The sequence below is a fragment of the Halomonas sp. I1 genome (assembly GCF_032334135.1).
Lineage (GTDB): Bacteria > Pseudomonadota > Gammaproteobacteria > Pseudomonadales > Halomonadaceae > Halomonas.
The window spans coordinates 157379-181774 of sequence record NZ_JAVXUS010000005.1 but is presented as its reverse complement, the minus strand read 5'-3'; the positions used below and the strand labels follow the sequence as shown (position 1 = coordinate 181774).

The following is a 24396-nucleotide window of genomic DNA, read 5'->3' as shown; positions in this document are numbered from 1 at the left end:
GAACGTTGCTTCCCTCAACGCTCACGAATCCCGATAACGACCCGCCCCCCCCTACAGGCATCGGCGCTGTTGATGCCTCGACATGGTGAGACGGTCTCCGAGGTGAGCGACACCTTGTCGGCCGACACCCCGCCCCGAGCCTTCAGAAAACGTTGAACGACCTGACGTTGTACTCGATACCGACCCGGTTCCGGATAGCTGCCGATGGCCAGCGTGGGGTCGAGGAAATCGCGCTGCAGAACCCGTACAAACTCTTCCAGCACCTGCCGTCCATCATTGGTCAAGGTCCCATCCTCCGCGAACGTACCAGCAACGGGAAGGTGATAGTGCTGCACCATGCCAGCGCTCTCAATCGGCTCGGCCTGGATGGTCGAATAGCGCGTGGCACACTTGGCCGTTCGCCACCGCGTCTCCTCGACGCGCATCGCCCCATCGAAGGTCAGTTGAAACTGGCACATCATGCTGCCCAGATGACCGTGGTCACTGAGATCGAACAGGTAGTCCCAGGTCCGGACGTTGATCAGCCCCTCGGAGAAATGGGGATTCCCCAGCAAGTCCCGGACCTGATCCTTGGTCATGCTAGGCTGAACCGTCTGGATCGCACGCGATGTTTCGAGGGTTCCGCCCTGCATGTAGGCGTCATTCGGATCGGGAAAACCATCACCGCCGCCCATCCCCGAGCAACCACTCAACATCAACGACATCACAAGTGTGGTACCCAAAAGTAGTTTCTTGCTCATACACGACGCCATGCCCCGTGCGTGTCGATCACTGCACTGCGTAGTGCCGGGCGCATTATCGAGCGTTTCCCTGATAATATGCATGGGGTTCACTTCAATTTATCTCCCGCCTTTTGGCTCAAGGGTACTGTAAGCCTGATCAACACTAGCTTACCGCACCCTAGAGTCACTCGAAATGTCAGCTACAGACTACAGCATACTCCGTAAAATCTTCTTGACATTCCGCTCCCCCCCCTGAATGTCAGAATAGTTCACTTCTACCACTCGGTGTCAGGAATCCGCTGCAAGTAAAAATGTCTGGCCAACCATATGGCCAGACATGTCAGTGGCGCCCATCCATCCGCATCTTACTGTGCGCATGAACCGGGAAGATGAGCTCCCAGGAAATTGAGTTGATCCATGACGACGTCCTGGAAGGCGGGACCACGATAGATATCTAAATGACCGACATCATAGGTCTTGACGGTCGCGAGGGCTCCAATCCTGGCGGCAGCTCGATAACCGGCTTCAACTGGCGTGACAGCGTCATGCAAGCATAACTGCAGGAGCACCGGGCAGCGAATTCGAGAAACGCGTCGGACCGGACGATAGAACCCGAGAGAGAGTAATACCCTGGGGGATATGGCGTTGACGAAGTGCTCCGGGGCAATGGACTGGAGTTCTGACAGTGCCCCTGGGGTAGTCAGGGCCGCGAGACGCCCCGGTTCGCCGGCAATGGGGATAACCAGCGGGTCACGTCCGAACCATCCCCGAGCCAGATCCTCCAGGCCGGCTTTCGCGACGCTTAGCGTCTGAGAAAGGCCCACGCTTCGACATTGGGCGAGTATCGACGCCCGTCCGTCTACCATGGGATTCTGAGCGATCACGGCCGCGATATTGCGTAGTTCGGAGGCCAGTGTCAGCACATGGCCACTCGACAGGGAGGTCCCCCACAATACCAGGGGAGCCTTCGGGTCAAGACGCTGGGCGAAGGTCAAGGCCGCTTGCCAGTCGGTAAGCTGATCCTGAATGGACACCAATTGACGTGGCTTGCCGTTGGACTGACCAAAGAAGCGGTAGTCGAAAGCGACCACTCTGATGCCAGCCTGCGACAAGCGCTCGGCGAAGCCGACCAAGCCGGCGCCCAGAGTTCCGCCCAGGCCATGCGCCATTACCAGAGTGGCTCTCCCCTCCCCTCCGCGTGGCGCAAAGAGTCTCCCCCGGCATACCGTCCCTGCGCTGACAAACGCAATCTCGGAAATTTCCACGAGTGAAGACTCGGTGTTGACAACTTCGGCCCCTCCCCCCTGGGGGTGAACCAATCTCAGGGGCATGGTCATGATTCCATGGTCAAGAACATATATACGCTACCGTCTTCATTCGTCGCCATGACTCCCGCCGATTCCGATGCTGGCTGGACGTCTTGATTTCGAGGTCTATACAACAACCGGCCGACAATGCAACCGATAGCATCAAAACAGCACTTGCGAAGATAGGTGGTAGACTAGCAGCCACCCGAACCATCTTCCATCCTCCCAAGACATGAACATCGTTCAGGAGACCAGGACCTCACTCGGATCGTCGGGTGTGGCTTCCCGCTGGTAAACCGTTTGAGCCAATCTCAACGGCATGCCATGTTGATCCATATGCAGTATGCCCCTCTTGGTCCGCATCATGGCCATGGCAAGCTCCGGCGACGCCTTCATGGCCTTGGCAAGTAACTCCCGTGACAGAGGCTCGCCTTGGTACATCCGTTTACGACAGCGCAATAGCAGCCGCCTACACTCCGCCCAGCAGACGAAAGCGACCAGGGCACTGCCCGCCATCGGCAGTAGAATCGACAGACTACCGCCTCCTTGGAGCGGTACCCGGAATGCCGATGACGAGTGCCATCCGTGCAGTTCGAGCCACTCGATGATGAGCACGACCATGGGAAACAGCAGGTAACCATACCCCAACCAGGCACAGAGTGTGAAAAAGCTATATCCCATCATGATGGCGGTCTTCTGGCGTCGTGGTAACGCAATGATAGCGTTCATGGTTTGTATCCTCGATCGGTGCTGGACCAGGTTGCAAGCTTGCCGCGCCGGCGAAACAGTGTCAGTGGGAAGGCAACAAGCGTCGTGAAAAGGCTGATGATCCAGTAGGCGAGTGGGTACCAGATCAACCAGTAGTAATGGCGCCCTACCTTGGGTTCGTATCGAGAGTCGATGAGCATGCTGATGAAGAACTGCCCGAGGCAGATGAGTGCCAACAACAAACCATAGAGACGGGGAAAAGGGCTAGCCAACGGCCAATTCTCGGGCAAGACGCCGGACAGGCCGACACCCCACAGCAACATGAGACCAACCATGACATAGGCCCATACCAAGCTCGTCAGATACTCCCAATACAGTGGCCACATGCGCCACTGGACGGGCATCACGATGCGACGGGAGTAGCGCAACACCACTTCAGAACCCCCTCTTGCCCAGCGCAAGCGCTGTTTCCAGAGCCCTTTAAGGGTCTCGGGCATCAGGATGTAACAGAGCGCATGGGGCTCATAACGGAGGCTCCACTTGGCCATCTGCAGCCGCCAACTGACATCGATGTCCTCGGTCAGCATATCGGTGGACCAGTAATCGATCTGGTGCAAAGCCTGCTTGCGAAATGCACAGATCACACCGGAGATGGTGAACAATCGGCCGTAAGCATGCTGGGTGCGCTTGATCATACCGATGATCGAGGAGAATTCCCCGACCTGAAGCTTGCCGAGCAGGGTCGAACGGTTACGGATACGGGGATTTCCCGTCACGGCGCCGATCCGGGCGTCCTCCAGCATCGGTGCCACCATCCAGGTCACGGCATGGGGGTGCAGCAAGGCATCACCATCGATGCAGACCAAAAATTCCGAGCGGGCTGCCAAGGTTCCCATGCGCAGGGCATTCGCCTTTCCGAGATTACGATCCAGGTGCATGGCCCGCACTTGTTCATGATGTGCAGACAAGCGGTCCAGGTATTCGGCGGTATTGTCGGTACTACCATCATTGATCAGAAGAATCTCGAAATCGGGATAGTGCTGCAGTAACAACGTCTCGATCACCTCGTCAATGTTATCCCCTTCATTGTGGCAAGGCACTAGAATGGAAACCAGCGGCGCATTTTCGATCAAGGGAGGCGCATCCACGTTTCCAGCATTCCGCTCATTTCGCATAAAATAGTAGAGTCCTCCTCCCATCCAGAAAATCGCCATGACCGCAGGATAGAGAAAGGCAAATGCTTGCATAGCCTCGATCACGTCACCGACCATGGGTCTATTCCTTCAGGTAAGGGAAATTGTCGCGAGATATCACTGGCCGAACCTCAGGCAACGGAGGCCTATCGAGGATAAAATCATCCGGATAGTAACCGAGGTGACGTACGCCCAGAGACTCCAGGAAGCTCATCAAATCAGGTAGCTCATCTCCGGGAGTTCGGCTGTTCGTACGCCAGTCAACGGTCTGGAGCTGGAAGATCGTTTTATCCATCGCCCCCGGATGATGGCGTACGGCATCGACCAACGACTCGAGCCACTGTTTAGGGGTATTGCTGCCTTCAAGCCAAGGCATGGCCATCAACGTGATATAATCATAGGCTGCCAAGAACTGATCGAGATCCTGGGCAAACCAGTTACGGCTCTCTGGTTTCAGTACCGGCATGGGATAAAGGTTGCGAGACGTCTTCAACTTGGATCGGTTGCGCCCCGCTGCATGTTTCAGTTCCTGGGTAAAATCGATCAGATATTGGCTCCGAGCCAGCGGGTCACCGGGGTGGAGAGCAGGTAGCTCCGTCTCGCGCAGCTGGGCATCATCATGAAAATGCAGGCCATATACCCAGCTGGACGCCGTGAGATCTTCATAAATTTCAGCAATGATGCGCCTCGCCTCGACATTGGTCGGATCAAGCCTGAATACTTCTCCCGGCTCGGGGCTTGGTAATGAAAGCGCTTCACGTTGTTGGGGATCCGGCAATTGCCATGCCAACACCGGCATCCAAGAAAAAACCTCAACATCGGCGCGTGTATAGAGCTGCCATGCCACGCGGCTAAACAGATTAGCACGCATCGGCATATGACGGTTGGGGAAATACACCGCATCGGCGGCATCATTGCCATCTGGGTCGGCAAAGGCTTGCAGAAAGATATAATCCGGCTGTAGCCGGTACATGCGACTGATCAGTGCATCGACATTTCGCCGCTGCTGCTTCGGGTCCTTATCATAGACGTAATCCAGATCGACTTGGACGATGCGCTTTGTAGGTGGTACCGGCAACCTCATCTTGCCGGCTAGGTCAGAAAGGGATGGATTATCGGAAATCAGGTAGCGTTCCAATCCTGCCAACGGCATGCCTTCATGAAATGGCTGCGACGCTCCCTGCAGGCCGAAAGTGACTGGCATACCGACGTCCTCAGCCAGTTCGTTGGTAATCCGATTGTATTCGCCATAGGGCCACACCACGGCACGCGGCGCCTTGCCAGTGTGAGCCTCGATCAACTCGGCACTACGCGCCAAATCCTCACGTACCCGTTGCCGATAGACATCATCATCCTCGTACTGCCCGTCTCCCATCGAGTATTCTCGGGTTACCGCCACCGCCATGGTATTACCCTGGGGATTAGCTAGCACACCACGATGCATGTCGTGGGAGTGAGAGGCGATCTCCACCAGGTCAGAATCGCTTATTTCACGAATCTGATCCCACGTCATGAAATCATCTTCGGTATATATCTCTGCCCCGTACTCCACTTCAGTGTCCGAGTTTTCCACCCAACTGGTGACCACTGCCACTACGGCGGGATAGTCATAAGCTTGAAGTAGCGGGAACAGCTTGGTGTAGACGCTTTTCAGACCATCATCGAAGGTCAGCAGCACCGGGTTTTCTGGTAACGCTCTCTCCCCTTCGGAGGCCGCGACCACCTGGTCCAGGCTGACGACGTTAAATTCGCTTTCCCGAAGCCAATCGAAGAAGGAGACCAGACGCTCGGTGTTGACCGCATAGAGGTCCGCATCGCCACTATCGGCTACCTGGTCGCGAATATCGTGATAACAAAGGATCGTCAACACGTTCTGCCCAGTAGCAGATGCCGCGACAGCAGGCCATGTCATCATGGCCAGACCCAGAAAAAGCATCGTGGATTTCCAACACTTGGCGATGATAGCCGCCATCATTGTTCTCCCCAGGTGATGCCAATATCGAAGCTAAGATGGGTCTCACGTGTACCGTCGTAGACGGGGCGTGACCAGGACACGCCATACTGGAGATCCCGGCCGTTTCCGATCCCCCATCGATGTCGGTAGCTCAGCGTCGGAACCCAGTCCGCGCCGTATTCCTGCTGCCAGGATTGACCGACACTAACGCCGAAATCCTGGATGAAGTGCTGTTCATAGCGGTGCCAGGTGCGCGCTTCCCAGAGCGCACCGAGCTCCCAGGAAGCGCTGGTCTCGGGACTGAAATAAGCAGTGTCGGGATCACTGGCCTGGTCCGCGTGGAGCTCGAGGCTCAGGCCGAGAGCCTCATCGGGGGTATCCATCAAGCGATGCCACCCACTCAGCGATAGACTTTCCTGACGGTTGCCGTCCGAGTAGTCCATCTGCGTAACGGAAGCCTGGTAGGTACGACGCTCATTCGGCGACCAGTCGATGCCGACCTGGGCCTGGTCGGCAGTAATGCCCGAAGCATGTGCCTGCAGGGAGCCCTCGCGGCTGTGCGTGGCATAACGCACCCTGGTGTCCAGAGTCTCGTTGATGCGCCAGTCCAGTTCGAACATGAAGGCCGTATCGCGGGAAAAGGCATCGTCGCTGCGCTCGAGACGAGACTCGAGCGATAGCCGATCCCGGGCATAACGCAGGCCCAACCCACCGCGAGTGTCATGCACGCGTTCACCGTGGAAGTCGATGGCCTGCTCGCTTCCCAGGAGGCCAAGCCGCCAGCGATCTCCCAGCAAGGGCGACCATGCTGCAAGATGGTGGCGTTGCTCATCGGAGCCCGTTGGTGAGTTCGCGCCGCTCGGCGCGTCACTGTGTCCCGCCACGGTCGAGACGTTGACACGCCAGCCGGTACGGGTCCGCCAGTCTCGCCGCATCTGTTCTACCCGCGGCGAGCCGGCTGCCAGGCGTATCGCTTGCTGCATCGCCTGGCGAGCCTCGCCCACCCGCTGCTTCTCCGCAAGGGCATCGACCTGACCAACCCAGCCATCCGGCAAGCTCGGATCGAGGCGGGTCGCAATCTGAAAGCGCGTCAACGCCTGGTCCTCCCAGCCACGCTGGAGATAGAGGTTACCTAGATTGGCCTGCACCCCCGCATTGCGAGGCCCGATGCCCGCCATTGTCTCCAGGCGCTCCTGGGCCTCCGGTTGATCGCCCGTATAACTGCGGATCATCGCCAGAGTCGAATCCAGGAAATAGCGATTCCAGTTGGAATGCGGCTGTCGGGCCTTCCTCTCCCACAACCAGGCACGTTCCTCTTCGGCTTCGAGTTCGAGATGCCGAAGCGCTTCTTGCCAACGCCCGGATTCCAGATAGGCATAGGCCAGGAGGACATGGTCATCGGCGGTCGCCACGTCGGCATCGACGACCCGTTCCATCACCTCAACGGCACTTTCAGGCTCCCGCATGGCCAACAAGGAGTCGCCGGCAATGCGCAAGACATAAGGTGGGATATCGATGTCATCCTCCGTCAGTTTCCGATAGCCATCGACAACCTTCTCGTGGCGGCGTAAACCGTGGAGAATGTAAAGGTGATCGAAACGTTGACGCACCGGCACTTCACCGTCCCGGTGAGTCAGAAACGCCTCTTGAGCCTCCAAGGCGCGGGTCATGTCATCGTTGGAAGGCTTGCTCGGCAACTTACCCCATACGGCGAGTCGCGCGATATAGTCCTGCTCGAAGCCACTCGCCTCATCGGCATTGAAAAGCTCCGGGCGTTGCTGATAATAATGCCAGGCTAGACCGGCACTACCCTGCAATGACAGGGTGATAGTACGCTCGCGATACGCCGTATCATGATCTGGGTCCAGCCTAAGCACGCGTTCATAGAGCGCCAATGCCGAGCGCCATTGACGCTCATGGCGCTCAGCGGTGGCTTCCTCGAGCAGTTTTTCCAGACGCTGGTCATCGGCTGCTTCGGCACCGATAGTACAAAATGAAAGTCCACACACTAAGCCAACGAACCGACAACGGCGGCCAAGGCTACCTTTTCTCTGTACAGTGATATACATGTATTTCGACTGGCCTGTCCGATGGAGCCCCACGTCAATGGTTATGCCAATAAAGGCCCATTAACGAGAATTCCTTGCTGCTATAAGGCGAGACCAATACGAAGAAAAATTCCTCTACTGGATACAACGCCATCTGTTCATGCAACGGCTCGTCAGGACGGTGTGACAATCACCAAAAATCCGTCTTCCATGACGGATTCGAAGATGATTTAGGTCGCGATCTTAATACAGAAGAATTATCTATTAAACAACCACTAAACAGCAACACTGTTTCACAATAGTTCACAAAACCTCATACCATCACATCAATCCTGCCGAAATATTTTCGGACCAACCAAGACACTCTACAAACATTTCATTACACTATCCACATAATGGACACCACCACCCCCTGATTATCATTGACAAACACAACGATCACCAACGGAAAAACCTTACAGGAAGCACCTCATCATCCAGACCTAAAAGCAAAGACGTCGTACCCCCCACATCAATGAGGATATTTCCTACAAAAACAAGGTCTATCTCTCAGAATAAAAACGGCGATCACTTAGCCTACTCTTCATAAGCACGGCCCCTTTGGCATATCCGCAAAGAAAGCTCGACAACAGTGCTCATCATATCGCCCCATCATTGATCTCTCATTTCTGCCATTCGCTATCAGGAATCCGCTGAAGGTGTATATGGCTGGCGAGGCGAATCGCCGGGCGCACCAAAAACTGGAAACTGCCGATAATAAACATCCAGACCGCCAGGGTTTCCTGGCTTGGATAGAGAAAGAGCACACTGCCAACCAGAAACCAGATGGCGATAAGGAAATCATTGGCGATGCTGAGGGTCTCGTAGCGCCGACGGATCACCAGCTCTTCGTGGCCAATCTTGAGCGTCAAGGGATCGTCAAGACGATTGCTGGGATGCTGAAACATGATGGCTCCCGGTATCGGTGAGGTCTGAATACAAAAAGGCCTCCAAACGAACAGAGACCCAGCATGGATGGCATAACCGTACTACTCGCAATGCCCATTGGCCGATCACGGCAACATGTCGTTTTCCTCCAGCACGGCCTCGGCCACGAGCTCGATCAACCACTCGGGCTCGGCCAGACCACGCATGGCCACCGCCGGACTGAAGCCATACTGGGGTTTATCGGTAACAGCACTCGAGTGACTTGACTCGCGTATCATGGCGTCGCCGTCTCCATGGGCTGACGATCATCCCGCTCGGCGGCCCTCGAGGCGGCATCGAGTCCCAGGAAACCACCCGACTGCCGTTGCCACAACGCGGCATAGAGCCCATTCCGCGCCAGCAGTTGCTCGTGGCTACCCATCTCGACGATACGTCCTTCATCGATCACCACCAGGCGATCGAGCATGGCAATGGTCGACAGGCGATGTGCGATCGCAATGACTGTCTTGCCTTCCATCAACGCATAGAGCTGCTCCTGAATGGCCGTCTCGACCTCAGAGTCCAACGCTGAAGTCGCCTCGTCGAGTACCAGGATCGGAGCATTCTTGAGCAAGACCCGAGCGATCGCGATGCGCTGTCGCTGTCCGCCCGACAGTTTTACGCCACGCTCACCGACATGGGCATCCAGTCCCCGGCGCCCCTGGGGGTCGATCAGGTCATCGAGGAAACTGTCGGCATGAGCCTGGCGCACCGCACGCTCGATCGCCTCCTCGCTGGCCTCCGGGCTACCGTAACGAATATTGTCACGCACCGAACGGTGCAACAGCGAAGTATCCTGGGTCACCATGCCGATGCGGCGACGCAACGACTCCTGGGTCACGTCGGCAATGTCCTGGCCATCGATGCAGATCGCCCCGCTCTCCAGGTCGTAGAAACGCAGCAACAGATTGGCCAGCGTCGACTTGCCGGCGCCGGAGCGACCGATGATACCGACCTTTTCGCCCGGCGCGATGGTCAGGTCCAGGCCGTCGAAGACGCGGCGCGCCTCGCCATCGGGCAGCTCATAACCGAACCGTAGCGCCTCGAAACGAATCTCCCCCCGGGGCACATCGAGCTCACCGGCATCCGGCGAATCCAGTACCGCCGGTGTCCGCGCGATGGTATTGATGCCGTCCTGCACGGTCCCGATGTTCTCGAACAGGCTGGCCACTTCCCACAGAATCCAGTCGGACATGAAGCGAATACGCATCACCAACCCGATCGCCACCGCGATCACGCCCAGTGACACCGCCTCCAGATACCAGGCACCCACCGCCATCGCAGCGATGCCGACGAGCAACAGTGAGTTGAGCAGCGTCAGGCTCACCGACAGCCGAGTGGCCAGGCGCATCTGACGGTGCACGGTGCCCATGAACCCCTCCATGGCATCACGCGCATAGGCCTGCTCACGGCAGGTATCGGCGAACAGCTTGATGGTCTGGATATTGCTGTAGCTGTCCACCACCCGGCCTGTCATGCGCGCCCGGGCATCGGCCTGGGCCATGGACACATCACGCAACCGAGGCACGAAGAACCACATGATGGCGACGTACCCCGCCAGCCACACCACCAGAGGAGCCATGAGCCAGGGCTCGGCACTCCCCAGCAGCAGCATGGCCCCGGTAAAATAGACGGCCACATAGACCAGCAGGTCCATCAGCTTCATGACCGTTTCGCGGATCGCCAATGCCGTCTGCATGACCTTCTGCGACACGCGACCGGCAAACTCGTCCTGAAAGAATGCCATGCTCTGGCGCAGCATATGGCGGTGCGAAAGCCAGCGACCGAGCATCGGATAATTGCCGAAGATGCCCTGGTGGGTCAGCAACGACTGCAACAGCACCAGCAAGGGCAGCCCCACGACGACCAGCAGCCCCATTCCGGCCAGGCGCCAGCCGTGCTCGGCGAGGAAGCCATCACGCTCGGCACTGGACAGCCAGTCGACCAGTTCTCCCATAGTGTGGAAGAACACCACCTCGGCGGCCGATACCAGGGCGGTAGCCAGCGACATGGCCAACAACAGGCCAGCCACCGGCCGGGAAAAATGCACGATGAAAGGCAGTAGCCCTCGCGGGGGTACCCGAGGTTCACCCTCGGGGTAGGGATTCACCAGATTCTCGAAATAACGGAACATAGCGACGCTCTCGAAAGAAGACAGGACGGGCAATGCGAGCCTGCAAGATAATTCCTTAACCTAACTTGAGGTCAAGAGTCTGATCCGAGGTCGCGCCAGAAACGTCGCCATTGGTCCGCTCAGGAGGACATGGCGATCGTCCAATCATTATCGGTCAAGGCCACACCACCCTCGGGCGTGACTCTGACGGTATCGCTCAGCCCGATACCCCACTCCCCCGGCAGGCGCAGGCACAGCGGGAGGTGAAAGACCATGTCGCGCTCGAACATGCGATCCTGTCCCCGCGCAATGAACCCCGTTCCCTCGACCCAGCTCGGCGGAAACTGAGCGCCCACGGCATAACCGAAGACCCCGGAAAAGAACACCCGCTCGGCATGTGGCGTCAGCACCGCTTCGGCGGCACGTGCCGCCTCATCGAACGTATTGCCTGGCCGCATGGTCGTGCACAGAGTATCGCCAAGCGTCCGGCATAGCTCGCCGAGTTCACGCATCTCGCGGCTTGGTTCTCCCGCCACCGCAGTCCGCATCATCGGCGCAGTATAACGCTGGAAGGCCGCCCCGAATTCCAGGAACACCGGCTCGTCCGGCCCGATCATCTGGCGTTTGTGATTGACGTGGATGGTCCCGATGCGTCGCCCGCTGGTGACGATGGGCTGCAGGCTCATGAACTCGCTTCCCGCCGCCAGCATGGCCCTGGCACCCTCGGCTGCCACCTGGTTATCGGTCATGCCGGGCGCGATGATCGCCTCCGCCGCTCGCAGTCCCAGGGAAGTGATACGGGCGCTTTCCTGCAGATACTCGAGTTCCGCCGCACTCTTGACGATCCGTACCCGATCGAGCAGCTCACCGCCATCATGGCGGAAGCGCGCCCTTCCCAGCCTGGCCTGAAGCTCGCCGATCACGCCAAAACGCAGTCCCGCGTTGAAGGCATCCAGCCCGATGACGGCATGCGGCGCCAGCGTCTCGGTCAGCGGTTCGATGACCTCCTCGATGCTCTCCCAACGGTAGCCGAGAATCTCATCGACCATGGCGGTAACCACCGCCGGCCCGGTCTCGATCGATGGCACCTGCAGCACCAGGCGATGCTCGGTCACCACCAGGCAGGCATGTACCGAAACTTCGAAAGTGTGATAGCCGGTCAGGTAGTACAGATCGGCCGGATCAGTGAGCAGCAGGGCATCGAATCCCGTCTCGCGCATTCGCCGACGTACCTCGCGGCGGCGAGTCTCGAACTCCTCCGGGGCGAATGGCAACTCGCTCCCTTTCTGGGTCGCGGCGAGGGCATGACGGTAGGCCTGATAGTCCATGGCGGGCTCCTGGCAACTGGGCTGGCCCCGCATGCCGAGAGGCACACGAGCTTTCCCAGTGTAGGCGGTCGTTGCAGGAAGCCGAAATAAGACTGTTCCCATTTCCTGCGGTTTCGTAGAATCCCGCACGAGAATCCAGGCAACAGGACAACGCAATGGGCAGGGCTTTCCAGAACCGCAAGGAATCCATGGCCAAGACGGCCGACGCGAAAACCAAGGTATACAGCAAGTTCGGACGCGAGCTCTATGTCTGCGCCAAGCAGGGGGGAAGCGACCCTCACGCCAACCTGGCGCTGCGCGGCCTGATCGAACGCGCCAAGAAAGCTCAGGTCCCCGCTCACGTCATCGACAAGGCACTGGACAAGGCCAATGGCGTGGGGGGCGAAGACTATTCGCCAGCACGCTACGAAGGGTTCGGCCCGGGCAACGTCATGGTCATCGTCGAGTGTCTGACCGATAACCCCAACCGTACCATCGGCGATGTTCGCACCTGCTTCACCAAGTGCAAGGGCAAGATCGGCACCCCCGGCAGCGTCAGCCACATGTTCGACCACTGCGCGATTCTCGCCTTCGACGGCGACGATGAGGAAGGCACCCTCGAAGCGCTGATGGAGGCCGATGTCGATGTCACCGACATCGAGAACGAAGACGGACGCATCACTGTCTTCGCGCCCCACACCGAATATGCCAAAGCCAAGCAGTCATTGCTCGACGCCTTCGGCGAGCTCGAGTTCGAGGTCGACGAGATCCAGTTCGTGCCCCAGACCACCACGCCGGTGGAAGGCGATGACGTCGCCCTGTTCGAGAAGCTGCTCGACATGCTCAACGATCTGGAGGATGTGCAGAATGTGTATCATGGCGGCGAATTGCCGTAGATATTGTCCGCACCGTGTCTACGCCTGGGTCCCGGGCGGCCGACACAAGATGGCCGGCCACCTGGGCCGGCCGGGGGGAAATCGACAAGTAAGTCTTGTCTGAAAACGAGATGGGCGAGCACGGCCAGTTTTCAGACAACGCGTAGCGTTCAGGTCAGATGCTGTACCACGAACCGCGCCAGCAGCTCACCCTCGTCATCGTAGAGTTCCAGTCGGTCGGCCAGCACGCGGTAGGAGGCCGTTTCTTCCAGCGCCGCCAGGAAGCGCGACTCCACATTGGCCTCGTTCATGCAGGCCATCCGCGTGGTCGCCAGAGGGCCGAAACTCAGCCGATCGTCTTCCAGTCGATAGCTGCCCGATAGCCGATTGCACCCCGTGGCTCCGGCAACCCGGCTATTCTCGCCATGCAGTACCAGATGCGCCTCGCGTTGTCCTTGCACTACCTGGACAGGCTCGCCCTTCAGCTCGATGAGCCGCCAATAGCTGTTCTCCAGTGTCTCGGTGACGAAGCTCTCGGTGCGCTTCAGGGTATAGTTCAAGGACGATTCGATCTCATGGCCTTCCAGGTCGAGCGCTTCCAGGGTGGACGCATCACGCACCCGCCACAAGCGAGCCCCTTCATCGTCCGTCAGCGTCAGGGTCTTGCCTGCACCATCCAGCGACCATTCGCCTCTCTCGTGGAAGCGACCTTCCTCGCCATTGCCCAGGTAGACCGTTTCCAGGGTGTAGACGCCATCCGCAAACAGCGACAGATGGTAGCGAATGCCGGCACAGTCGGCACAAGGCAGCTCCCCGCGGAAACTGGCCGGCAATTCACCAAACGCCGCCTCGGCTTTCTCGGCTCCCGACCGCTCCACCGCCGCGCACCCGACCAGAAACACGGCGGCCAACAGGAAATAGAAAAAAAGAAACATCCGTTTCATGGCAGTTCATCCTGATTAATGGTGATATGACGCCCCTTGGACCTCAAGCTGGCCAAAGGTTCGAACACAGGCTGACGCAAAAGGGCATGGTGTCAACACCGACGGCGTCCTTTACCTGCCTCCCCAGGCGACTCGCAAGGATCGACCGAGGCGGGCCGAGAGTATATCGGGCGGTTCCGGTCGTCCCAGCAGGAAGCCCTGCAACTCGTCACAGCCCAGCGCCTCCAGAAAGACGCGCTGCTCCTCGCTCTCCACACCTTCCGCCACGACCCGGTAGTTCAGGCTCCGAGCCATGCCGACGATGGCTTCGAGAAGCGTTTCATCATCACGGTCGCCCGGTATATCGACAATGAAGGCACGGTCGATCTTGACCACATCGATAGGCAGGCGCTTCAGGTAGGTCAACGACGAGTAACCCGTACCGAAATCGTCGATCGCCACGCGGACTCCCATGGCACGGATACGCTGGAGCAACGGCGACACCCGATCGATGTTATCCACCAGCATGGTCTCCGTCAGCTCGAGCTCCAGCATTCGCGGGGGTAGCCCGGTTTCACGCAACACCTTTCGGATATCGCGCCACAGGCTTTCCTCGCGAAGCTGGCGGGGAGAGAGGTTGACCGAGACCGGCACGGCGTAGCCCGCCTTGGCCCAGGCCGCTGCCTGCCGACAGGCCTCACCGAGCACGAAACGACCGATCTCGACGATCAGCCTGGTGCCCTCGGCAATAGGGATGAAGGTATCGGGCGGCACCAGCCCGTGCTCATGGCTCTGCCAGCGTACCAGTGCCTCGGCACCCACGACCCGGCGCCCCGAGATGTCGAAACGCGGTTGATAACGCACGAACAGCTCTTGCTTGTCTATCGCTTCACGCAGCCCCGTCTCGTAACTCAGGCGCTGCTGATGCCGCGCATCGATGTCCGGCTCGAAGAGCACGACCCGCTGGCGGCCCTGCGCCTTGGCCTCGTACATGGCCTGATCGGCGTTGCGCAGCAGCGTCTCGGCGGTCCCGCCATGATACATGGACAGCGTGATACCGATGCTGGCGGTACTGCCACATTCCACTTCGCCCAGTTCGTACGGACACCCCAGGGTGTGCATGACCCGGTCGGCAATCGACACCACCTGCGTCTCGCTATCGATATCACGCAGCAATACCGTGAACTCGTCGCCACCGAATCTCGAGACGAGATCCTTGGCCTGAATGCAGGTACGCAGCCGTTCCCCGACCTGACAAAGCAACTGATCACCCAGGGAATGGCCGTGCGTATCGTTGATGTCCTTGAAGTGATCGAGGTCGATGAACAGCACGGCCGTCATCGTGCTCGCCCCCTGCAGGGCCTCATCGAGGCGCAAGGCGAACAGGCTGCGATTGGGCAGACCGGTCAACTGATCGTACCAAGCCAGATGCTCGAGGCGATGCTCGGCCAGCTTGAGCTCGGTAATGTCGTTGAACAGCAGCACATGGTACTTGACGCCCGAGGATTGTCGCAGGCAGGTCACCGACACCAGTACCGGCAAGGAGCCCCCCTCGCGATGCGCGAAGATGCACTGTCCCTGCCAGCGGCGCTCCCTGCCAAGCTGGTTGGCGACTTCCGGGTGCTCGAGCAGGAAAGCTCGGATGGCCTCGGTGGTATGCACCTGGCTATAACCGCTCATCTCGCTGAAAGCCCGATTGGCAATCAGGGCACGGCGCTGCTCGTCGAGCACGATGATCGCCTCGCCAGTTTCGGCGAAGACCCGCTGCACCAGTCCGAGCCGCTCCTGGGTCTCCTTGAGATCGGTGACGTCGGTCGCGATGCCCCCCATCAAGCGAGGCGACTCCGGATCGTCGCCGATGGGAAACTTGGTCACCAGAAAACTCTGCTCGCCGTCCGGTGTGTGCAGGGTCGTTTCATACTTGACCGGTCCCCCACCCTCAAACACTTCATGATCCGACGCCTTCGCCTGGCCCAGTACCGCCTCCGGCAACAGCTCCTCGTCGCGCTTGCCGGTCAGCATTTCCGGCGCCGACCACAGGGCACGCGCGTATTGCCGGTTGGCGAGACGATGATAACCATCGGTATCCTTGACAAAGATCAGGTCAGGCGAATGTTCGATGATGCCGGCAAGGTATTTCTCCTGTTCGCGTGACTGCCGCAGCATTGACTCGAAGGCACGCCCCACGCGATTGAATTCCTGAAAGGGGCCTCCCCGGAAGGCCGGCGGCTCACCCGGTTCCAAGACACGCTGGGCATAACTCACCAGGTTGTTCAGGGCACGGCCGGCCAGATGCCGCATGACCAGCATCCAGGCCACGCCAAGCACGACCACCAGAAGGCCGGCGATCAGCAGAGTGGATTGGTAGATCTCGCGAAGCGCTGGTGTAGCGGTATCGGGCAGCAGAGAGCGGACATGATATTCGGCGCTGTCGTCGATTTGCCAACGATGTTCGCGCCACACCCCGGCCTCGGTGCCGTGAGGCAGAGACGGCGGGGCATCCACGTTTCTCAATGCCGACAACTGTCCTTCCGCCTGCTGACTCGCCAACAGCACCTCGCCATCACGCTCCACCGACACCGCCAGGGCACCGAAGATGCGGCGCAGAATGTCCGCCAGCCAGGCATTGCCGCTGAGGCTGACGAAGACATGAAGACGCCCGACCGGAGCGGTGGATACCGTATCGGCGATGCGTATCGTCAGCGTCAGCCAGTCATCCCGACCTTCGTTTCCCGACCGGGAAGCGGTACGCCAGACGCCCAGGGGGGCCCCTTCACCAGGCACCAGCTCGCGCAAGGCGTCTTCTGGCAGAGCCTCGGCATTCGTTTTGCGGGATGCGACCGCGACTGCATCGCCCCGTTCAACGACAAACGCCTCGACAGGGTACCGATGCGCGCCCTTCAACTGCTCACCCAAAGCCTGTGACACGGCCCGCATGTCCCGAGCGCGCAAGGCACGTTGCAGCTCGGGATCACGGCTCACCTCGACCCCCTGCCAACGGATGGCACGAAAACGTTCGGCCAACACCTCATCGAGCAGGCGCTGGTCACGTATCTGGGTTCGACCCATGGCGGCGTGCAGTGCCTTTTCCGACCCCAGATAGGCCGCCGTGAGCAGCACGCCGGAGGTCAACGTCAAAAACGCAACCCCGAGTACCAGCACCACACTGGAAAAGCGCCAGGTACGCACTTGGCTATCCCTCATGTGCGACTCGACGCTCCATATTGCCCGCCTGCATTCGTCGGTCCCCCCTTTGTCGGTCGTTCGTCTGTTCGATCTCCTCCAGAGTTAAGATAGTGCTGATAAAAAAAGCAACAAACTCAACGTTGAATGAGTGTTGTCGCTGCCCTCATCACATCATGCGGCATGTTTCAACCCTTCCCCCGCCAATTGAAAGGCAATCGCGGCCATCATCACCCCGATACCGCCATCGATCAGTCGCCAGGCCAGCGGCCGGGATAACCAGGGCGACAGCAGGGCTCCCCCCCAGGCCAGCAGGCTGAACCACAATACCGAGGCACTACCGGCGCCGACGACAAAGGCGGCAGCACTTTCCTGTTGTGCGCCGACCGAAGGAATCAGCAGCAGGGTATCCAGGTACACCTGAGGGTTGAGCACCGTCACCCCCAGCGTGGCCAGTAGTACCTGGACCAGGCCCCGCTTTTCGGCCTCGGCACGCACCAGCCCCTGGCGTCCGGTGATGGCACGATAGAGCCCCTGCAATGCCAGCCAAGCGAGAAAGGTCACGCCCAACCAGCGCATGATCGCCATAGCATCCGGCACCGCCAGCAGCATGGCACTGACCCCGAACATCCCGGCGGTCACCAGCAACAGATCGGTGCTCATGCACAGCCCGGCCGACCACCAGTGGTACTCGCGCCGCACCGCCAATCCCAGCACATACGCATTCTGGGCGCCGATGGCAATAATGATGCCACCACTCACCAACAGCCCGGTCAGATAGCTTTCGAACATCGATATCGTCCTTCACTGGCTTGCGAATAGCGACGCCAGATTAACGACATGCTGTTATACTAAAAAATCATTCTACTAATACTGCATCAGTATAACTTATGCTTGACTATAAATTGCTCGAGGCCCTGGCGACCGTCCTGGAATCCGGAGGTTTCGAGCGAGCCGGCGACGTGCTCGGGCTCTCGCAGTCGGCGGTATCGCAACGCATCAAGGCACTGGAAGTGAGGCTCGGCCAACCCGTGCTGGTCCGCCACCCTCATCTGGCGGCAACACCGGCCGGCCAGCGGCTACTCAATCATTATCAACGAGTGTCCCTGCTGGAACGCGAACTGGGCAGTGCCCTACCGACCCTCGAAGTCGCCTCGCCACGCCTGAGAATCGCGCTGAACGCCGACAGCCTGGTGACCTGGTGGGCATCGGCGGTCAGCGACTTCTGCCGGCGCGAGGATGTGTTACTGGACCTGGTGATCGAGGACCAGGATATCGGGCTCAAGCGGTTACGCGATGGCGACGTGGCCGCCTGCCTGTGCGCCAGCGACCAGCCGATCGCCGGTGCACGTTGTGTACCGTTGGGCACGATGACCTACCACCCGATGGCCACGCCGAACTATATCGCGCGGCACTTCCCCGATGGGCCGACCGAAAGCGCCTTTCGTCGGTCACCGGCCATCGTCTATGGCCCCCATGACCAACTCCAGCATCGTTTCCTCGCCCGGTTCGGCTACCATGGCCCCTTCCCCTATCATCTCTGCCCGGAATCGGAAGGCTTCGTGCGCCTGGCCTGTGCCGGCATGGGCTACGGCATGATGCCGATGATGCAGGTAAGGGACGCGGTCAATCGAGGCGAGCTGGTCAGCCTCGCTCCCGGCCATGCCCTGGAGGTGCCCCTCTACTGGCACTTCTGGCGGCACAGCGGCGCCCTGCTGGAGCGTCTGACGAGCACACTGCGCACGGTGCAACTAACCTGAGCAGAACGGTGCCAGGCTGCCGTGTTCTTCCTTGGACGGAGCCTGCCCTAGGATCGATCATTATTTCCAAGCCGATCAGGAGGTTCGCATGAAGGTCTACAAGCCCGAATGGCGTTGCACCCTGAGCGTGACCGAAGGCGCGGAAGCATCGGACAACTGGAAGACTCGCCTCGCCTGGCGACTGCGACAGCTGGCCGACCGCCTGGACGGCGGTGGAAGGACGATCAAGCTCGACTGTTACACCGAGCCCCGGATATCGCGGGAAGACGTCGACGACTGCCTCGGCAAGGGCTTTATCATATCCCAGGAGCTGCTCACCGAACTCACCCAGCAGGCCGCCTGCGAAGACATCATGCGCAATGCCAAGGCGGAGCTCTTCGAACAGGCCACCACCGGCCCCAAACCCTGATGACCGCGACTCGCCACCCCGCGACAGGCGAGGTGGCGCTCAAGGTCCCCCAAGCAGACCATCACCCCGTGACAGTCGGCCGGATCCCGTCGACAATGCCGAGCTGCGCCTTTCGCCCCACGAGGAGTCTTCCATGCCGCTCGCCGTCAGCCTCATCGCCCCGTCGTCCTACACCGCTCCCAAGGCCATCGATGCCGGCATCTGCGGCCTGGAAGCACTAGGCGCCGAGGTACGCTGCGATGAGTCGCTGCAGACGCCGAGGCGCTACCTGGCCGGCAGCCGCGAGCATCGCCTGGCCCAGCTTCACGCCGCCTTTGACGACCCCGAGACCCGGGCGGTGTGGGCGGTGCGCGGTGGCTACGGCGCTGCCCAGCTGGTCGATGGCATCGACTGGTCGCGCCTCGCGCGTTCGAACAAGCCGCTGATCGGCTACTCCGACGTGACAGTGCTGCTCGATCACTGCCACCGCCACGGCGTGCCGGCCATCCACGGGCCGGTGGCCAAGGCCGCCGCCGGCGTGCTCGAGGGCGAGGCCGATCAACGGGAAATCGTGCAGCGCCAGTTCGAGGAGACCCTGGCACTGATTCAGGGGCCGACATCTCTCGACTACCCCTTGGCACCCTACACGGACGCTCCAGCCACTCTGGAAGGGCCCGTCGTGGGCGGCAATCTTGCCACGCTCGCCAGCCTGATCGGCACCCCAGTAGGCTTTCGCGCCCCACCCGGTTCGCTGGTGATTCTCGAGGACGTGGGCGAGCCCTACTATCGCCTGGAACGCTCGCTGTGGCAGCTGGTGCACGGCGGCGCCCTGGACCGGGCCGCCGCGGTATGCCTGGGCACCTTCGAGGGCTGCCGGCCCTACGACGACACGCCGCTGGAAGCCATCGTCGCCGAGACCCTGGCACCGCTCGGGCTACCGCTCTATACCGGCCTGCCGAGCGGCCACGGCCTGCACAACCGCCCCTGGCGCTACGGTGCCACCGGCCGCATCGCCGGCAGGCGCCTCACCATCGACGGCTAGGATCAGTACGAACAGTGCCTGCGCACGGTGATACTGTGTTGAAATCGGCCTCAAAATGCTCATTTACTCCTTGCAGAACACGCCAGGATAGCACCTGGGCACCCCCTTATACCGGGGCCTGGCGCCGGCAAGCCGGTGACCCGCATCGCCCAGGTCGGCCGAACCTGCGATACACCCGCTCGTTGAACAGCCTTCGAAAGTCTTTGACCTCAGCGGGGCAGCGTGACATTGTGGCGCCAGTTGGTGAGCAAGCAGCATGGTTCCAGAAGCATTCGATTCTTTTCGACAGCCTGTAATTGTATTTCTTGTTGTACCCGCTACTGATCCTGGGTAATACCAGAAACTTTACAAGGCGCTTAGCGCGAGAGGATTTTCAAATGACGACTGGTACCGTCAAGTGGTTCAACGATTCCAAGGGTTTCGGCTTCATTTCTCCTGCCGACGGCGGTGACGACGTGTTCGCCCACTTCTCCGAAATTCAGGCTGAAGGCTTCAAGTCCCTCCAGGAAGGTCAAAGCGTCTCCTTCGACGTGACCCAGGGCAAGAAGGGCCTCCAGGCCTCCAACATCAAGTCTCTCGGCTGATCCCAGGGATCACGAGAGCACGCGAACCCTGGCGGTTCGTTGAACGGGGCCCGCTCATGCGGGCCCCGTTTCGTTGTGTCCACGTGTCTGATACGCAGGCGTCACGGAGGAAGCATCGCCGTTCTGGCGAGTGAGTCGCGGACCATAGGCCCACGACGCTCGATGTGCACGTCCGGCAGCTCAGGAACCGATGACGTCCTGCGTCTTGTGCTCGAAATCGCTGGCATTGTGGCGCTCATGAAGCTGCAGCTCAGGCTCGCCGAAGGTTCGGTTGACCATGCGGCCCCGCTGAACCGCCGGACGAGCATCGATCTCCCGCGCCCAGCGCACCACATGCTCGTAGGTGTGGACCTCCAGAAACTCGGCCGCATCATAGAGACGGCCCAGCACCAGTTGGCCATACCAGGCCCAATTGGCCATGTCGGCGATGCTGTACTCATCGCCGGCCAGGTAGCGATGCTCCGCCAGGTGGCGATCGAGAACATCGAGCTGACGCTTGGTCTCCATAGCATAGCGGTCGATGGGATACTCGAGCTTCACCGGCGCATAGGCGTAAAAGTGACCAAAGCCGCCACCCAGGAAGGGCGCGCTGCCCATCTGCCAGAACAGCCAGTTGAGCGCCTCGGTCCGGGCCTTGACGTCCGCCGGCAGGAACGTACCGAACTTCTCGGCCAGGTACAGCAGGATCGCGCCCGATTCGAAGACCCGGGTCGGTTCTTCGGTACCGTGATCCATCAGCGCCGGAATCTTGGAGTTCGGGTTCACCTCGACGAACCCGCTGCCGAACTGATCGCCGTCGCCGATCTTGATCGGCCAGGCATCGTATTCCGCGCCTTCGTGGCCCTGCGCCAGCAGTTCCTCGAACATCACCGTGACCTTGACGCCATTGGGCGTGGCCAGCGAATAAAGCTGGAAGGGATGCTGACCGACCGGCAGTTCCTTATCGTGGGTCGGCCCGGCGATGGGACGATTGATGCTGGCGAACTGGCCACCGCTCGCCTGGCGCCAGGTCCAGACCTTCGGCGGGGTGTACTCGGTATCTTGGCTCATGGGAATTCCTGTGCGAGTGCGTTGTAGGCGCGACGATGCATTTCCACATCGCCGCCTGCCTCCGACAGGGGAAAGATAGCCTGTTAAAGGTTGCCTTTCGACCCCTCCGGGCACCCCGGCGGTGCCCACCGAGATCAACGTGCTGACCACCACGATCTGCAGCATGCGCGCAACGTCCAGCGGCACGCCTGCCACGTTGGCGGCAAACACCGCCGAGCCACAGGGAGGCCAAAGGAGTGGACATGGGGTCTTAAAATGAACAGGCGCCGCGAACCATGGGCTCACAGCGCCTTTCGTGCAACGGATGCGTTCAGGGCTCCGGCGATCACATCGAGGGGGATATCCGGTCCGGCACACCATCGCGAGCCAGCCGCGTCAACCGCACGTCCACGGTGAGGGAAAGCGAGGTCAGCGCCGCGGCCTTCTCGCGCCCTTCGGCGCCGGCACGGTGCAAGTGCGGTGTCATCGCCAATAGGTCGGCGATGGGCTCGGCGCCCTCGAGCTCGATGGCATAGCGCAGCGTCTCGCAGGACTGCTGCATGAAGCCCTCGGGCGCGGCCGCATCGCCCTCCCGGGGCGGCTTGAGGCTCGGGTAGATGATCTCGCGCAGCTCGCGCAGGTGGTCCGGCCCGGCCTCGACCATCAGCAGCTCGCCGCCCGGCTTCAGCACGCGGGCGAACTCCGCATAGACAGGGAAACCGAACAGGCACAGCACGCGATCCAGGCTCTCCGCCTGCACCGGCAGGTGGGCGTTGGTGCCCACCACCCAGGTGGCAGCCTTTTGGCGCTTGGCGGCGGCCAGCACCGCCCACTTGGAGATATCCACACCCAGCAGGGAGAGCACCGGCGCCTCGCCCCGGGCTTTCTTGGTCGATGTCGCGGCCTCGCGCTCGGCCGCTGCTTCAGCAAGCTCTCGTAGATAGAAGCCCTCCCCGCAGCCGGCATCCAGGCAGTGCAGCGTGCCGCCGACGGGCGCCCCTTCCAGCACGGCCCGGCTCACCGCCTCGGCGATGGGTCGGTAGTGGCCGGCCTCGAGGAAGCGCCGCCGTGCCGCCACCATCGCCTTGCTGTCGCCGGGATCGCGGGAGCGCTTGTTCTGCACCGGCAGCAGGTGCACATAGCCCTGGCGAGCAATATCGAAGCTGTGCCCGACCGGGCAGCGCCAGGCGCCGTCGTGCCGCTCCAGCAGGTCGCCATCCAACGGGCAGGCCAGCGCCTCGAATGGTGTGGTGCTCATGGGGCGGCCATCCCCTTCCGTTCCTGCATTCGTTCCGCGATTCATGACGCTCTCATGCCGCTGCTGTGTTCACGGTCGCGCCATCGAGCCCTGCCCGATGGCGCGCTGTGGAGCGACATTATACGCGGGCGGCCAGCCGCCCGACGGTGGCGATGGTCTCGTCGCGCTCCTCCCCGGTCGCGCTGGGCATCAGGGTATAGGCGACGGCGATCACCGCGCCGCGGTCGCCCGGCCAGCCGATGCCAATATCGCTGGCGTTGCCCACGCCGTTGGTGCCGGTCTTCTCGCCGACCAGCCACGACGACGGCATGCCCGCACGCAGCCGGGCGTCGCCGACCTTGCCCTCGATCATCCAGGACGCGAGCTGGTGGCGCGACGACGGCGTCAGGGCGTCGCCCAGCATCAGGGTGCGTAGCGTCGACATCATGGCCAGCGGGGTCGTGGTGTCGCGCTCGTCGCCTTCGTGATCGTGAGTGTTAAGGTCGGGCTCGACGCGGTCCATCCGGGTGGTGTCGTCGCCGATGGAACGCAGAAAGGCGGTGACCGCCTCGGGACCGCCGACGCTCTCGATCAGCGCGTTCGCCGCCGCGTTGTCGCTCCAGGCCACCGCCGCCTGGCATAGCTCGGCAACCATCAGGCCGGGCTCGCCCAGCCGCTTCTCGGTGATCGGCGTCCAGCCGACGAGATCGCCCTCCTCGACCACGATGCGGCGATCCAGCGTCTCGCTACCCTCGTCCACCCGTGCCAGCACCGCCGCGGCGATGAAGAACTTGCCGGTGCTGTTGAACAGGAACCGCTCGTCGCCGCGATGGCTCGCTACCGCGCCGGTGGCGACGTTCATCAGCGCCACGCCCACGCGGTCGTCCTCCGCGCGCTCCAGTTCCGCCAGCCGCTGGTCGAGGTCGGAGGTGGCGGCGGAAGTGGTTGAGGTCGAAGTGGCGGCGAACGCCGGCGGGCCCACGGCGAGCATGGCGCCGGCGGCGGTCATGGTCCCGAGGACCTGGCGGCGTGAAAGGGTCGGCATGGTGGGCTCCTG

At 60.8% G+C, this 24396-nt stretch carries 21 protein-coding genes and 1 pseudogene; 5 read left to right on the top strand and 17 right to left on the bottom strand.

The window, feature by feature from the left end; genetic code table 11:
* Positions 1-14 precede the first annotated feature (14 nt).
* From RSO41_RS08765 to RSO41_RS08720, 10 genes are all read right to left on the bottom strand, one after another.
* Positions 15-740, bottom strand: coding sequence for an outer membrane protein assembly factor BamE (locus RSO41_RS08765; protein WP_315618736.1), 726 nt, complete (start codon positions 738-740; stop codon positions 15-17).
* Between the two features lie 347 nt (positions 741-1087).
* Positions 1088-2053 carry an alpha/beta hydrolase gene (locus RSO41_RS08760; RefSeq protein WP_315618742.1) on the bottom strand — a complete coding sequence of 322 codons (966 nt, stop codon included), beginning with the start codon at positions 2051-2053 and terminating at the stop codon, positions 1088-1090.
* A 219-nt stretch (positions 2054-2272) separates the two neighbouring features.
* Positions 2273-2758: a poly-beta-1,6-N-acetyl-D-glucosamine biosynthesis protein PgaD gene (gene pgaD, locus RSO41_RS08755; RefSeq protein WP_315618735.1), complete on the bottom strand. Its 486-nt coding sequence runs from the start codon at positions 2756-2758 to the stop codon at positions 2273-2275.
* Entirely contained in the window at positions 2755-4008 is a 1254-nt protein-coding gene (pgaC, locus tag RSO41_RS08750; RefSeq protein WP_315618734.1) for a poly-beta-1,6-N-acetyl-D-glucosamine synthase, read from the bottom strand. Before pgaC ends, pgaD begins: the two co-directional genes overlap by 4 nt.
* A 4-nt stretch (positions 4009-4012) precedes the next feature.
* A complete protein-coding gene (gene pgaB, locus RSO41_RS08745; protein WP_315618733.1) occupies positions 4013-5902 on the bottom strand; it encodes a poly-beta-1,6-N-acetyl-D-glucosamine N-deacetylase PgaB in 1890 nt (629 codons plus the stop codon).
* Positions 5902-7893: a tetratricopeptide repeat protein gene (locus RSO41_RS08740; protein WP_315618732.1), complete on the bottom strand. Its 1992-nt coding sequence runs from the start codon at positions 7891-7893 to the stop codon at positions 5902-5904. Before RSO41_RS08740 ends, pgaB begins: the two co-directional genes overlap by 1 nt.
* Positions 7894-8594: 701 nt before the next feature.
* Positions 8595-8879 carry a YrhK family protein gene (locus RSO41_RS08735; protein ID WP_315618731.1) on the bottom strand — a complete coding sequence of 95 codons (285 nt, stop codon included), beginning with the start codon at positions 8877-8879 and terminating at the stop codon, positions 8595-8597.
* Positions 8880-8984: 105 nt separating this feature from the next.
* Positions 8985-9137: a hypothetical protein gene (locus tag RSO41_RS08730; protein ID WP_315618730.1), complete on the bottom strand. Its 153-nt coding sequence runs from the start codon at positions 9135-9137 to the stop codon at positions 8985-8987.
* Complete coding sequence (locus RSO41_RS08725; protein WP_315618729.1) at positions 9134-11032, bottom strand: ABC transporter ATP-binding protein; 1899 nt, start codon at positions 11030-11032, stop codon at positions 9134-9136. The genes RSO41_RS08730 and RSO41_RS08725 overlap by 4 nt, the downstream gene beginning before the upstream one ends.
* 119 nt (positions 11033-11151) lie before the next feature.
* A complete protein-coding gene (locus tag RSO41_RS08720) occupies positions 11152-12339 on the bottom strand; it encodes a Xaa-Pro peptidase family protein (RefSeq protein WP_315618728.1) in 1188 nt (395 codons plus the stop codon).
* Positions 12340-12494: 155 nt separating this feature from the next.
* On the opposite strand from RSO41_RS08720, the gene RSO41_RS08715 reads away from it, so the two are divergent.
* Positions 12495-13214 (top strand): YebC/PmpR family DNA-binding transcriptional regulator, encoded by a 720-nt coding sequence (locus tag RSO41_RS08715; protein ID WP_315618727.1) that lies wholly within the window; start codon positions 12495-12497, stop codon positions 13212-13214.
* A 149-nt stretch (positions 13215-13363) separates the two neighbouring features.
* Here the strand turns inward: RSO41_RS08715 and RSO41_RS08710 are convergent, their stop codons facing one another.
* The 3 genes from RSO41_RS08710 to RSO41_RS08700 all read right to left on the bottom strand — a co-directional run bounded on the left by RSO41_RS08710 (position 13364) and on the right by RSO41_RS08700 (position 18091).
* Positions 13364-14137, bottom strand: coding sequence for an META domain-containing protein (locus RSO41_RS08710; protein WP_315618726.1), 774 nt, complete (start codon positions 14135-14137; stop codon positions 13364-13366).
* Positions 14138-14248: 111 nt separating this feature from the next.
* Positions 14249-17320: an EAL domain-containing protein gene (locus tag RSO41_RS08705; protein ID WP_315618725.1), complete on the bottom strand. Its 3072-nt coding sequence runs from the start codon at positions 17318-17320 to the stop codon at positions 14249-14251.
* A gap of 153 nt (positions 17321-17473) precedes the next feature.
* The gene (locus RSO41_RS08700; RefSeq protein ID WP_315618724.1) at positions 17474-18091 is read right to left on the bottom strand and encodes a LysE/ArgO family amino acid transporter; all 618 of its coding nucleotides are present in this window, start codon (positions 18089-18091) and stop codon (positions 17474-17476) included.
* 98 nt (positions 18092-18189) lie between these two features.
* Here RSO41_RS08700 and RSO41_RS08695 point away from each other — a divergent pair, with 98 nt between their 5' ends.
* The 4 genes from RSO41_RS08695 to RSO41_RS08680 all read left to right on the top strand — a co-directional run bounded on the left by RSO41_RS08695 (position 18190) and on the right by RSO41_RS08680 (position 21073).
* Complete coding sequence (locus RSO41_RS08695) at positions 18190-19059, top strand: LysR family transcriptional regulator ArgP (RefSeq protein ID WP_315618723.1); 870 nt, start codon at positions 18190-18192, stop codon at positions 19057-19059.
* 88 nt (positions 19060-19147) lie between these two features.
* Positions 19148-19468, top strand: a complete 321-nt coding sequence (locus RSO41_RS08690) for a hypothetical protein (protein ID WP_315618722.1) — start codon at positions 19148-19150, stop codon at positions 19466-19468.
* Between the two features lie 133 nt (positions 19469-19601).
* A complete protein-coding gene (locus RSO41_RS08685; RefSeq protein WP_315618721.1) occupies positions 19602-20489 on the top strand; it encodes an LD-carboxypeptidase in 888 nt (295 codons plus the stop codon).
* A gap of 377 nt (positions 20490-20866) precedes the next feature.
* Positions 20867-21073: a cold-shock protein gene (locus RSO41_RS08680; protein ID WP_149321704.1), complete on the top strand. Its 207-nt coding sequence runs from the start codon at positions 20867-20869 to the stop codon at positions 21071-21073.
* A 180-nt stretch (positions 21074-21253) separates the two neighbouring features.
* Here RSO41_RS08680 and yghU read toward each other — a convergent pair whose 3' ends face one another.
* The 4 genes and pseudogenes from yghU to bla form a co-directional block, all read right to left on the bottom strand.
* Entirely contained in the window at positions 21254-22123 is an 870-nt protein-coding gene (gene yghU, locus RSO41_RS08675) for a glutathione-dependent disulfide-bond oxidoreductase (protein WP_315618720.1), read from the bottom strand.
* A gap of 114 nt (positions 22124-22237) precedes the next feature.
* Positions 22238-22483: pseudogene (locus tag RSO41_RS18465) on the bottom strand (hypothetical protein); the annotation flags it as partial.
* The gene (locus RSO41_RS08670; RefSeq protein ID WP_315618719.1) at positions 22449-23360 is read right to left on the bottom strand and encodes a putative RNA methyltransferase; all 912 of its coding nucleotides are present in this window, start codon (positions 23358-23360) and stop codon (positions 22449-22451) included. The gene RSO41_RS08670 and the pseudogene RSO41_RS18465, both read right to left, overlap by 35 nt.
* A 118-nt stretch (positions 23361-23478) precedes the next feature.
* A complete protein-coding gene (gene bla / locus RSO41_RS08665; RefSeq protein ID WP_315618718.1) occupies positions 23479-24384 on the bottom strand; it encodes a class A beta-lactamase in 906 nt (301 codons plus the stop codon).
* Positions 24385-24396: the final 12 nt, after the last annotated feature.